This is a genomic window from Streptomyces scopuliridis, from assembly GCF_042790125.1.
GTDB classification, from domain to species: Bacteria; Actinomycetota; Actinomycetes; order Streptomycetales; family Streptomycetaceae; genus Streptomyces; species Streptomyces scopuliridis_A.
This window is the reverse complement of record NZ_JBHTZS010000013.1, coordinates 42055-54988: the sequence shown is the minus strand read 5'-3', so window position 1 is coordinate 54988 and position 12934 is coordinate 42055. Positions and strand designations below refer to the sequence as shown.

Annotated in this window: 7 protein-coding genes; 3 read left to right on the top strand and 4 right to left on the bottom strand. The window is 69.5% G+C overall.

The window, feature by feature from the left end; all coding sequences use genetic code 11:
- Positions 1-2817 (top strand): NHLP bacteriocin export ABC transporter permease/ATPase subunit, encoded by a 2817-nt coding sequence (locus ACFRKB_RS21070; RefSeq protein ID WP_383107713.1) that lies wholly within the window; start codon positions 1-3, stop codon positions 2815-2817.
- Between the two features lie 317 nt (positions 2818-3134).
- On the top strand, positions 3135-3587 hold the full coding sequence (locus tag ACFRKB_RS21065; protein ID WP_383107712.1) for a hypothetical protein: 453 nt from the start codon (positions 3135-3137) through the stop codon (positions 3585-3587).
- A gap of 17 nt (positions 3588-3604) precedes the next feature.
- Here the strand turns inward: ACFRKB_RS21065 and ACFRKB_RS21060 are convergent, their stop codons facing one another.
- Positions 3605-4834, bottom strand: coding sequence for a saccharopine dehydrogenase family protein (locus tag ACFRKB_RS21060; RefSeq protein ID WP_383107710.1), 1230 nt, complete (start codon positions 4832-4834; stop codon positions 3605-3607).
- Positions 4835-5011: 177 nt separating this feature from the next.
- Here ACFRKB_RS21060 and ACFRKB_RS21055 point away from each other — a divergent pair, with 177 nt between their 5' ends.
- On the top strand, positions 5012-5722 hold the full coding sequence (locus ACFRKB_RS21055; protein ID WP_383107708.1) for a TetR/AcrR family transcriptional regulator: 711 nt from the start codon (positions 5012-5014) through the stop codon (positions 5720-5722).
- A 52-nt stretch (positions 5723-5774) separates the two neighbouring features.
- Here the strand turns inward: ACFRKB_RS21055 and ACFRKB_RS21050 are convergent, their stop codons facing one another.
- From ACFRKB_RS21050 to ACFRKB_RS21040, 3 genes are all read right to left on the bottom strand, one after another.
- Entirely contained in the window at positions 5775-7901 is a 2127-nt protein-coding gene (locus tag ACFRKB_RS21050) for a transglycosylase domain-containing protein (RefSeq protein ID WP_383107707.1), read from the bottom strand.
- Positions 7902-8181: 280 nt separating this feature from the next.
- On the bottom strand, positions 8182-10323 hold the full coding sequence (locus ACFRKB_RS21045) for an RICIN domain-containing protein (protein ID WP_383107705.1): 2142 nt from the start codon (positions 10321-10323) through the stop codon (positions 8182-8184).
- Between the two features lie 322 nt (positions 10324-10645).
- The gene (locus ACFRKB_RS21040; protein WP_383107703.1) at positions 10646-12829 is read right to left on the bottom strand and encodes an NHL repeat-containing protein; all 2184 of its coding nucleotides are present in this window, start codon (positions 12827-12829) and stop codon (positions 10646-10648) included.
- Positions 12830-12934 lie beyond the last annotated feature (105 nt).

The window sequence follows — 12934 nt, the reverse complement described above, 5'->3', positions numbered from 1 at the left end:
ATGACGCCCCTTTCCCCGCCGACGGACGGTACCGGCGCGGTCATCCACGCTCTCGGCGCCCTCGGCACCCCCCTCGACCACACCGCTCTGTCCAGCGTGCCACTGGAAGGGCCACACGTGCTGTGGCTCGTGACGGACGGAACGCTGGACCTCTTCGCCGTAGACGCAGCCGGGCAGGGCCACTGGCACTGCCTGGGCCGCCTCGAAGCGGGCGCCCTGCTGCTCGGGCCGGTCGAAGGAACGCAGCACACCCTGGCGGGCAAACCTTCGCCCGGATGCCGGCTGCGCCGGATTCCGCTGCGCGAACTGCACCCGTCGCCACCGGTCTCGACTCCGCTGGAATACGCGTTCGCGCTCGGTATCGGACGTGGGCTGGGCGTCCTGCTGGAAGCGCCGCTGGACGGCCGTCCCGGTGGCGACGACGCCCTGGGCGACGACGACGATCTGCTGTGGATGCAGGTCCCCCCGGGCAGTGTGGTCTACGGCGCCGCCTACAGTGCCGAGGCGGCCGGTGACCTGCTGGTCGACGGCGCGCTGTGGCAGCGGATGGTCAACCAGCAGTACCGGCTGCTGTCCGCGGTCGACCGGTGGATCGAGCGGCTGGAGAACGCCCACGCCGACCGGACCGCGGCCGGTATCAAGGCCGGTGAAGCGGTACGCGCACAGGCGGACCAGGCACTGATCGCCTCCATCGACGGGCCCGCCACCACCGGACGGAGCACGGCGGGGAAGCCCGGGAGGGGCGGTGACGAGGCCGCCTTCGCCATCTGCCAGGTCGTCGCCGAAGCCGCCGGGATCACCCTGACGGGAGCACCGGGGACGGCGGGGAGCGGACCGGTCGACGACCACGTCAGCCCCGTCGAACGCATCGCCGTCGCCGCCCGGATCCGTACCCGTTCGGTCCGCCTCGACGGCAACTGGTGGCGCGGGGACGCCGGCCCGCTGGTGGGCCACTGGGCCAAGTCGGGCGCGCCGGTGGCGCTGCTGTGGCGGCGCGGCCGCTATGAGGCGGTGAACCCGGCCTCGGGGCTGCGCATGCGGATCGGCCCGCGCAACGCCGGGGAACTGGAGCCGCGTGCGGTCATGTTCTACCGGCCGCTGCCCGACCGGCCCCTGAGCCTGGGGCGGCTGATGCGTTTCAGCCTGCGCGGCAGCGGCACCGATGCCCGGAATCTCGTGCTGAGCGGGCTGGTCACGGTCGGTCTGGGCGCACTGGTACCGGTCGCGACCGGGCAGGTGCTCGGGGTGTTCGTGCCGAACGCCCAGACGAGCCTGATCGCCCAGGTCTCGCTGGCCGTCATGATCACCAGCGTGGTCACCGCCGTGTTCGCGCTGTCGCAGAACCTGACTCTGCTGCGTCTTGAGGGCCGGATCGAGAGCGTGCTGCAGCCCGCCGTCTGGGACCGGCTGCTCAGGCTGCCGACGCGGTTCTTCACCGGCCGTTCCACCGGCGAACTGGCCAGTGCGGCCATGGGGATCAGCTCCATCCGCCGGGTGCTCTCCGGTGCCGGCCCGGTGGCCGTGCAGGCGGGCACGGTCGGCGCGATGAACCTCGCCCTGCTGCTCTGGTACAGCGTGCCGCTGGCGCTGGCGGCGATCGGCATGCTGACCGTCATGGCGGCCGTGTACCTCGGGATGGGGCTGTGGCAGGTGCGCTGGCAGCGACGGCTGGTGGAGCTGGGCAACAAGCTCAACAACCAGGCGTTCCAGACCCTGCGCGGGCTGCCCAAGCTGAGGGTCGCGGCGGCGGAGAGCTTCGCGTACGCGGCGTGGGCCGGGGAGTTCGCCCGCTCCCGCGAACTGCACCAGCGTACGGGCCGGATCAGAAACCTGACCATGGTCCTCGACGCGGTCTGTCTGCCGCTGTGCTCCCTCGTCATGTTCATGCTCCTGGCGGGCCCCGCGCGCGACAGCATGACGGCGGGCGAATTCCTCACCTTCCACACCTCCGTGACGATGCTGCTCACCTCCGTCACCCAGCTGACGGGCGCGTTCGTCTCGACGGCAGCCGTACTGCCGATGTTCGAACAGATCAAGCCGGTGCTGGACGAGCCGCCCGAGGTCCGCTCCGCGGGCACCCAGCCCGGCGTCCTGTCCGGCGGGATCGAGACCCGCACCCTTTCGTTCCGCTACTCCGCCGACGGTCCGCTGGTCCTGGACGACGTGTCGCTGGAGATCAGGCCGGGTGAGTTCGTGGCGGTCGTCGGCCCGAGCGGCTGCGGAAAGTCCACCCTGCTGCGGCTGCTCATCGGCTTCGACCAGCCGCTGTCCGGCAGTGTCCTCTACGACGGCCAGGACCTGGCAGCTCTCGACCAGGCGGCCGTGCGCCGGCAGTGCGGGGTCGTCCTGCAGAACGCGCAGCCGTTCACCGGGTCGATCCTGGACTGCATCAGCGGCGCCGGGACGTACACCCAGGAGGAGGTGTGGGAAGCCGCCCGGATGGCCGGTCTCGCCGAGGACATCGCCCGTATGCCCATGGGCCTGCACACCCTGATCTCCGGCGGTGGCGCGGTCTCCGGCGGGCAGCGCCAGCGCCTGATGATCGCCCAGGCCCTCATCCGCCGCCCGCGCATCCTGTTCTTCGACGAGGCCACCAGCGCCCTGGACAACGCGACGCAGCGCATCGTGACCGAGAGCACCCGCGAACTCCGCGCCACCCGCCTCGTGATCGCCCACCGGCTGTCCACCGTCATGGACGCCGACCGCGTCCTCGTCATGGCGGACGGCCGCATCGTGGAACAGGGCCCGCCGGCCGACCTGCTCGCCGACCCGAACGGCCGGCTCCACGAACTGGTACGCCGCCAGCTCACCCACTGACCACCACTGACCACCACACGGCAGCGGTCGGACAGGCCCTGGAGCTGGGTGGGACCGCGATCGGCGAAGCGGTCCTCTACGCCATCACTCAACCCGCCGAGGTGGACGTCGACGAACTCGTCGTCCGGTCCACGGCCCAAGGACGAAGAGCAGCACGACGCGTCTGGACGGCGAGCCCCTGCCTCCATTACCTCGCACGTAATCGACGTCCTCCGCCTCACTCGGCACCCTTGCGGTACCGGAACCCGGGCGGCGCACTCCGTCCGGGTACCGGTTCCCCGACCAGCCCGTACGACCTCGATGGAGGCTGCCTCGCCATGTCCGCAACTCTGCTCGCCGGCATCGCCCGCACCACTGAACCGCAGACGATGCTGCGCCGGTTCCTCGCCCTCGACGCCGTCACCACCGGCGTCAACGGACTGGCGTACGTCGCGGCGTCCGGGCCGCTCGGGCGGCTGCTCGGGGTCGACGCCACCCTCTTGCTCGGCCTGGGCGCGTTTCTCGCTCTGTTCGGGGCCGGAGTCGGCTTTCTCGCCGGCCGCCGCCAGCCGCCGCCGCTCCCCGTGAAGGCCGTTGTCGACGCGAATCTGCTGTGGGCCGTCGTCAGCATCGCCGCGCTCGCGCTCTGGCTCGATCCGACCACAGTCGGCGCCGTCTGGATCCCGGTGCAGGCGCTGACCGTCGCCGGCTTCGCCGTTCTGCAGTGGTCCGCGCTGCGCGCCGCCGCCGGCATCGACCTCGGGAGGAATCCGCTGCCGCAGACGCGCTAGACCGGCTGACGTCGAACCTAGGCCCCGTGCTCGCGAGTTCCCCACGGGGAGCCGTACGCGGTCAGCAGGTCCAGGAACGGGCGCGGCGGGAGTGCTTCCGGGCCCAGGACGCCGGTCCCGGCCCACAACCCGCCCGCCATGAGTTCAAGCGCGATGACCGGGTTGACCGCGGTCTGCCAGACCACGGCCTGGGAGCCGTACGTCCGCATCGACCACTGGTTGTCGACCACGTGGTACAGGTACACCTCGCGCGGCCGGCCGTTCTTGACACCCTTCACCCAGGTGCCCGCGCAGGTCTTGCCCGTCATCCGCTCGCCGAGCGTGGCCGGGTCGGGCAGGCAGGCGGCGACCACGTCACGCGGGGAGACCCGTACCGTGGCGCCGTCCGCGTCGCGGACCGTGACGGGCTCGGTCGCGTCCAGGCCCAGGGCGTGCAGGGTCTTCAGCTTGTCGATGAAGTCGTCGCCCAGCCCGTACTTGAAGGTGACGCGCCGGGCGTCCACCCAGCGGGGCACCAGCAGCACCTCCTCGTGTTCGACGTTGACGCACTCGACCGGGCCGATGCCTTCGGGGAAGTCGAAGACCTCCGGTTCGCTGAACGGCTCGGTGGTGAACCAGCCCCGCTCGCGCTCGTACACCACCGGCGGGTTCAGGCATTCCTCGATGGTGGTCCAGATGTTGAACGACGGGGCGAAGTCGTATCCCTCGACCGTCAGATTGGCCCCGTCGCGGATGCCGATCTCCTCGATCTCGTCGAACAGTTCGTCGGCCGCGAACCGGGCGAAGACGTCCGACAGCCCGGGTTCCACCCCCATGCCGACCAGTGCCAGCCGGCCCGACTTCTGCCACGCGTCGGCCCGTGCGAACTGCTCGTCGCCCAGCTTGACCCCGCACTGCGCGTACGGGTGTGCGGGGTGCGGCCGGGACAGTGACATCGCCATGTCCACGTAGTGGCTGCCCGCCGCGAGAGCGGCCTCGAACAGCGGCATCACGAAGCGCGGGTCGGTGGCGTTCATCAGCACGTCGCACCTCTCCTCGGTGAGGAGGGCGGTGACCGCGGCCTGGTCGGAGGCGTCGATCCGGCGCGCGGTGAACCGGCCCGCGCTGTCGTCCAGCGCCGCCACGGCCGCTTCGGCGCGCGTGAGGTCGTAGTCGGCGACCACGAAGTGGCCGAAGAAGTCCCGGCGGGCCGCGATCCGGGTGATTGCCGTACCGACGCCACCGGCGCCGACAAGCAGAACACGCATGACGAAACTTCCTCTCGGTTCCCGATGGGGTACGCGCGGATCCGCGCCCCATGGGAGGGGATCAAAGCCGGGCGTTCGAGTTAAGGTCAATGGTGTTGGCATAAGGGTCCACAAGAGCCGCAGGCGGCGGCCCGGTGGGGGGCGGGCCCGTCCGTCCCGGCACGAGAGGCACACACCATGGCCAAACAGGTGGTACCCGAAGAGGCACGCAGGCGGCGGCGCCCCACCCGGCAGGGCACCGTCCTGTCCGAACGGCTGATCATCGAGACCGCCCTGCGCATGCTGCGCGAACACGGCAGCGCCGGGCTCTCCGTCCGCCGCCTCGGCACCGCCCTCGGCGCCGACCCCAGCACCCTCTACCGGTACTTCGACGGCATGGACGCCCTCACCCTCGCCATCGGCGAGGAACTGATCGGCCGAGCCCTCGACGGCTGGACCGCCACCGGAGACTGGCGCACCGACCTGCGCGAACTCGGCCGGCGCATCCACGGCGCCTACCTCGCCCACCCGCAGGCCGCCGTGCTCACCGCCGGCCGTGTGACCGGCCGCCCCCGCGAGATCGCCGCCGACGAGACAGTCCTCGGCATCCTGCGCACCGCCGGCTTCCCCGACCCCGACGCGGTCCTGGTCTTCCATGCCTTCATCGACCAGAGCCTGGCCTTCGCGGCCCTCGACGCCGGCGCTCTCGCCCTGGCCGAGACCTCCCGCGCCTCCGACGAACGGCAATGGGAGTCCACCTACGCCCGGCTGCCCGCCGAGAAGTACCCGCATATCGCCGCGACCGCCCAGCTGCTGGCCGCACGGATGAACCAGAGCGCCTACCCGGTCGCTCTGGACATGCTGCTCGCGAGCGCGGCCGGCCGGCTCCAGGCGCTCCAGGCCGGCTGACCGAGCGGGCGGCCTGCCTGCGCGGCCGTCGCCCGGTCGGCGGTCACCCTCGTCAGGGGTCCGTCTCGGTCTCCGGCTCCGGCCCTGTCTCCGACTCCGACTCCTTCTTCTTGCCCCGGGGGACGGAGACGGGATTGAACGAGGGCGCCTCGGAGGCGTCCAGCGCGCCGGTCATGGCGATCCGCCAGATCGGACCGGGGAGACAGCCGCCGCAGACCTTGTCGTAGTACTGGCCGCCGATGGTGACGTCGAACATCGAGCTCTTCTCGCCGACGTCGTCACCCACCCACACCGCGGTGGAGAGGTTCGGGGTGTACCCCACGAACCAGGCGTCCTTGCGGTCGTTCGTCGTGCCGGTCTTGCCCGCGTTGTCCCGGTCCTTGAGTCCGGCCTGTGTACCGGTGCCGTCCTCGACCACGCCTTTGAGCATCTGGTTGATGGTGTCCGCGGTCCGCTCGCTCATCGCCTTCGAGCAGGTCGACTTCGGCACGGGGATGTTCTTGCCCCGCGCGTCCTTGACGGACTCGATGGCGATCGGGGTGCAGTACGTACCACGGTTGGCGAAGGTGGCGTACGCGGACGCCATCGAGAGCGGGGTGCTGTCGACGCTGCCGAGGGTGACCGCGGGGCGTGCCGCGATCTCTTTGCCGTCACCGCGCTCGTAACCCACCTTCTTCGCCATCTCGATGGTCTCGCACAGGCCGGCCTTCTGCTCCAGCAGCGCGAAGTAGGTATTGATGGACTTGCCGAGCGCGCTCGTCATGTCCCAGGTGCCCTTCTCGGACTCCAACTCGTTCTGCAGGGCCCAGGGCTGGTTGCCGCTGGGCGAGCCGTCACAGGTGCGGAAGGAGCTCTCCGGCAGGGTGAGCTTCCAGTCCGTGGTGAACGACGTCGCCGGGCCTATGCCCTTCTCCAGTGCCGCCGCGGCCGTGAACGGCTTGAAGGTGGAGCCGACTTGGAAGCCGTACGTGCTGCCGCCCATCCTGTTGCTGACGGCGAGGTTCAGGACCGTCTCGTTCTGCTTCTGATTCAGGCCGTACGGGCGGGACTGGCCCATCGAGAGGATCTTGCCGCTTCCCGGCTGGACCTGGACGACGGACGCCGCGAACTTGTCGCTCTTGTCGACCTTGGCGGTGGCGGCCTTGTTGGCGGCCCGCTGGGCGCGCGGGTCCAGGGTGGTCTTGATCGTGAGACCGCCGAGGTTCCAGAGCTGCGAGCGTTCCTTCTCGGTCCTGCCGAACGCCGGGTCGTTGAGGACCGTCTTGCGTACGTAGTCACAGAAGAACCCGGCGCCGCTGACGGCTGTGATGCAGCCGTTCTTCGGCCAGCTGACGTTGAGCCTGATCGGAGTGGCCATCGCCTTCTCCGCCTCCGCACGCGTGATGTCACGGGCGGCCACCATCCGCGTGAGCACGGTGTTGCGGCGCTCGGTCGCTTCCTCCACGTTGTTGACGGGGTCATAGCGGCTCGGCGACTGGACCATGCCCGCGAGCAGCGCGGCCTCCTCAAGCGTGAGGTCCTTCGCGCGCTTGGAGAAGTAGCGCTGGGCCGCGGCCTCGACGCCGTACGCCTGGTTCCCGAAGAACGTGATGTTGAGGTAGTTCTCCAGGATCTTCTTCTTGCCGAGTTCTTCCTCGACCTGGATCGCGTACTTCAGTTCGCGGACCTTGCGGCCGAGGGTCTGCTGGGTGGCCTGTGCGACCTTCTCCGGATCGTCCCCCGCCTCCTCGACGAAGACGTTCTTCACGTACTGCTGGGTGAGGGTCGACGCGCCCTGCGTGGCCTCGCCCGCCTGTACGTTGCGATTCAGCGCGCGCAGGATGCCCTTGAGGTCGACCGCCCCGTGCTCGTAGAAGCGGGAGTCCTCGATCGCGACGATCGCGTCACGCATGTACGGGGAGATGTCGTTGAGCGGGACGACGGTACGGTCGCGTGAGTAGACCGTCGCGATCGTATTGCCGTCACGGTCCAGGATCTTGGTGCGCTGACTGAGCGGCGGAGTCCTGAGGTTGGACGGGATCTCGTCGAATTCCTCGACCGCCCCCTTGGCGGCGAGACCTATCCCTCCGGCGGCGGGCAGCGCGATGCCCGCCAGCATGACTCCGGAGAGGGCGGCGACACCGAGGAACGCGGCGGCCTGTTGGGTCGTGGTGAGCCTCCGGCCCGGGCGCTTCTGCATGATCGGCAGCCTACGTTCACGCGACGGCCGCTCGCGGCCACGGGTACGGCCCCGGCCGTCTGCCAGGTCCTGTCCGGCGCACACGTCACGTCGTGTGATGCCCCCTGATCTGCGTGCGAGGGCCCGGAGACGGCAGCACAGTGGGCCCGCGGACGACAGCACACGTGCGGGCCGAAGTACTCAAACGCTCTGAGCACTTCGGCCCTGGGGGAGCGGAACCCGCAGCGACCTGCGAGCAGCGGCCACCAGCCGTGCGCTTCCCCGCGGAGCCGGCCTGGAACTACGGTGACACGTCCGTGAACTTCCAGGTCTGGTCCAGTGCCCCGGACACCGGCCACTGCCCGGCGGGCGAACCCGGGCCGGGGTCCGTGGCGCCCAGCATGCCGCCGGTCGCGACGTTCGAGATCTTCGCCGTGCCGTTCCCGGTGTCGAGCAGCCGCCACAGCTGGCCCCGGCCGTCGGAGTGTGACCGCTGCGTCACGTCCGAGCCGGATCCACCGGTCAGGAACAGCCCCGACATCACGTTCTGGATCCGTACGGTGTCGTCTCCGGCGGGCGAAAGGCGCCACCGCTGCGCGCCGCCGCCCGCGGCGGACTGCTGCTCCACACCGGCTCCGGCGTCCGTCGAACCGCCTGCCGGGGCCAGCAGCAGACCGCTGTCGCGGTTCGAGATCGTGTAGGTGCTCGCGGCCTTGACGGGCAGGTACGGACTGAGGACCTTCACTCCGCCGGGCAGACCGCTGATACCGGAGGGCTTCCTGTCGTCGACCGTCACCTGCTGAACCGAGTAGGGGCCGATGCGGTCGATCGTGTTGCCCTCGAACGTCACGCCGGTGGAGTCGCTCACGTACACGACGGACGACTTCGGAATACCGCAGCGGTTCTTCGTCGCCGGGTACGTGGTCTGCTGGGACCGCTGGAAGAAGTTGTTCCGTACGGTCACGTTCTTCGCCCAGCTGACGTTGAGCCCGGTGCCCCTGATGTCCTGGAAGACATTGTCCTCGATGGTGATGTCGGGGTAGAGGGGCCTGCTGGCGCTGCCGGGGTCGAAGGAGACGGCACCGACCTGGCAGGAGTCCCAGACTCCGCCGGCCGACACCAGCGCGCTGGTGAAGGTGTTTCCCCTGATGACGAGGTTTCCGCCGCTGTTGGCGTTGGCGTCCGAGCTGTTCTCGGGTGTCACCGAGATCGCGTTGACGCCGCGCATCCAGTTGTTCTCGATGACTCCGTCTCGTGCCTTGACCAGGAACCCGCGACCGGAGCTGTCGACGCGGTTGTCACGGAAGACGAAGCCGCTGCCGATGCGGTCGAGGTTGGTGATGTCGGTGCCCGCGTCCCATGGCGAGGGGCGGTCGAGTGTCAGCTTGTAGGTGAAGTCGGCCTTCGCTCCGGCCAGGGCCTTGATGGCGGGGTCCTTCTCCGGAGCGATGGACCGGATGGAGGCGGTGGGCCCGTCGGTCCACTGCTGCAGGCGGTCACCCGGAAGGGCGTTGCGGAATCCGTCCGGGAAGGCGGCCCAGAGGGTGTCTCCGTCGGTCTTGAGGACCTTGGCGGTCCCGAAGCCCTGGACGCTCATCGAATCGTCTCCGGCACCGACGACCGTGGAGTTCTCGACCGTGGGCCCCTTCTTGACCCACCCGAATCCCATGGCGTCCCACGTCGTGGTCATGATGGGCTTCTCGGTTCCTCCCGGAGGCGGCGGGCCCGGAACGACCCGGAAGTTGTCCAGGTGTGTACCGCCCTCACCGGCCATGTTCTGGAAGCCGAAGCCCGGTGCGGTGTGGAGCGTCACGTCCTTGAACGTGGTGTTCGCCCCGACCACCCCGATGCCGATGTCGGGACCTGATACGGCCTCGCCCGCGAACGCGACGATGTCGCCGATGCCGGCCGCCCACGCACCGCCCATGGACCGGACCACGCCTGCGGTCCTGTCCTGCCAGGTGACGGGGATCTTGTACGCCTGGCTGCGCCAGAGCCGCTGGTCGGGGTCGAAGACCGACACGCGACTGGGAACCTTGTCCGGGCGGGGATAACCGGCGTCGATCCGCACATCCATCCACGGTGTGCCGTCCGCGGCCTTGCCGAGGGCGATGACGCGCCCCTGGGTGAACGGCAGGGGGTCATAGTTGATCGTGAGACCTGTGACGGTGAGGTTGTTCGACGTGCCCGTCCGCAGGGCCTGGACGAGCCGGGTCTGAACGATCGTCACGCCCTTGGCGTTGATCGTGAACCCGTCGAGCCCGCTGAGGTCGAGAACGGAACCGCGGCGGTACTCGCCGGGCTCGATGTCGACCTGCTTCTTCCCCGAGGCGGCGGCACGGGCGATCTGGGCCTCGATGCTCTCCAGTCCGGTGGCGGCGGCTCGGGCGCCCTGGAGCAACGGGGTGATCCCCAGTCCGATGCCGACGAGGAGGAGCGCCATCAGGGTCGCGCCGGCGAGACGAACTCGCCTTCGCGGTAAGGCGATAGGGCGTGCGGTGGTGAAGAGTCGCTTCATGAAGCCGCAAACCTAGCCGCAACGGAACGAGACGAGAACCTGTCACCCGGCTTCTCCGAGGCGGCGAGGCCGACTGCTCAGACGGGGTGAGCATTGGAGAACCGCACGAGGGGGAAGCAGGCTTCAACGGGTCGCCCTTCCAGGGCCGTTCACCGCCCGCTCCAGCCGGCGTGTGGTGACGGCGACGGCCGCTTCCTCGTCCATCATCCGGACCTCTCCGCACGGGCCCTCGCCGCCGGGATCACGCTCAGGGCGCCCAGCGGTAGAGCAGCACCTTGTTGAAGAGGTCCTCCTCGACGTTGACCAGGTACTCCCCGGTGGAGCGGCGGACCGCGGAGATGCCGTACGGGAGGTCGACCCACCCGGTCCGGTCGACGCCGCCGACATTGCTGCCCGGGAGCCAGTTGCCCACGGCGCTTCCGTCACTCGCCCTGAAGGCCCAGACCTGGCCGCGGGTCTGCACACCGACCGTGAAGATGTAGTCGCCCGCGAAGGCGAGGCTCACCGTCGTCACCGCCGGGGTCGCCGTGGTGTCCCAGGGGAGGAGCATGGTCCAGGTCGCCGTACGGTTTCCGGTGCTCCAACGGTCGTAGCGCGCCAGGACCTTGCCGGCCTCCTTCCAGTAGGCGTTGTCGAACAGCGCGGTGGGTGTGTACCCGGACATATACATGACGTCGTCGGCCACGTCGTAGTGCAGGCGGCGGACCGTGGTGAACGGCGCGGGAAGCGCGATCGTCTCCATGCCGGCGTAGTCGTAGACCGGGTTGCCCTGCGGGTCGAAGCCCTGCAGGGGATAGCGGCGCAGGTTGCGGTCCCCGCCCTCCCAGATGTCGCCGTCGGTGTCGACGAACCAGACCCAGCAGTTGCCGGGGGAGTTGGTCCCGTTGCCGGGCTGAAGGTATTCACCGGCCTCGAACGCGCCGTTCCCGCTCATGTCCCGCCAGATCCACTGGCCCTGGGCGGGCTGGTAGGGCGGCCATGTGGGATCGTCCCCGGTCCAGTGCTGTTTGAAGATCGCGCCGGAGGGTTTGGCGATCTCGCCCTCGAACCGGTAGATGAGCAGGTGCGAGCAGTACATGCCGGTGACGTACATGTACAGGGAGCCGTTCAAGCGCCGCAGGAACGGGGAGGCGGCGTGATGCTGGTGGCCCGTCAGGAACAGCCGGGCGTCCTGGGGGTACTTGACGGAGTCGAGCGAGTAGCCGCGCCAGGCCACATCACGCCCTGGTGGCTTGGTGACGTCGATGCGGTAATGGCACTGCTTGGTGTAGACGTCCAGCCCGTCGGACTGCGGGTCGAAGTCCGCGCCGTCGACGAAGGCACTGCCCTGGAGCTGCCAGACCAGGTTGCCCTGCGGGTCGAACTTGCGTATCCACGAACCGAACTCGCACATCGCGACGTAGACGTTGCCCGCCGCGTCGCCGCCGACGCCGACGATGCCGAAGAACTTGTCGGCGATGTTCCGGCCCGGCGTCCCCGCCCCGATGCCGCCGGCGAGGCCCAGGCTCCGTGTCCGGGTCGGCGTTCCTGCCAGGTTGCCGTACGTGTGCACCTGGCGCAGCGGGCCGTTGTCGCCGACCAGCAGGTCCCCGTGGACATCGATCGCCAGTGAGGTGGGAATCCAGTCGCTCGCCGGCCCGCTGATGGTTCCGGGCAGCGCGCTGCCGGTGTTGGAGAAGTGCAGGACGCGCGCCGGACGCGCGGAGTCCACGTGCCAGAAGTGTCCGTCGTTGGTGTCACGGGTGATGTTCTCGACGACCCAGATGCCGCCTGCCGGGTCGATCGCCACCGCGCCCGGCTTGTTGACGCTCCAACTCCGCAGGAGCGATCCGGTGGCCGCGTCGAAGACCTTCACCTGGTTGGCCACCCGGTCGGTGGCCACCACCTGGGTCGCCGAAGCCGCCGCCGCGGCCGGCGGGCTGCCCACGTTGAACGTCAAGGACGTGGCGGTGCCGTTCAGGGCGAAGCGCGTCAGACCGTTGCCGACGCTGAGGTAGGCATAGGCCCCGTTGACCGCGACCGCGTCGCCGTTGGCGCCCTTGCAATTCCCTGCGAGGTGGCCGTCCTTGTAGATGCCCGCGTAGTTGCCGGCCTCGTCCCAGAAGCTGACGGTGTAGACCGTGCCGTCGCCGGCGACGGCGATGTTGAAGATGAAGTCCTGCACCCACTCGGTGGCCCCGGAGAAGGAGTTCCCGGTCCAGGAGGTGACGACGTTCAGGGCGCTGACCGCCGACGAGACGGCGGGCGCCGCCCCGGCGAGGCGTCCCGGCGTATGGCCCTTCGCCACCGCTCCGGCGGCGCTCTCGATGGAGAAGGCGCCGGCCAGTGCCGTGGCGATCGCGGCGTTCCTGCCGAAGACCAGCGCCTGGCGGCGGGTGACTCCGTCCGTACGGGGTGAGGGGAGGTTCCGTTCCGAGTTCCTGTCGCTCATGGTCAGGAGATCCTTCGTTCGGCGAGCCTCTGCCGGTCGGCCAGACATGAAGTGACCGTTCACTTGACTGCCTTGAAGCTAGAGCGGGTTGGGTGGTGCGTCAAT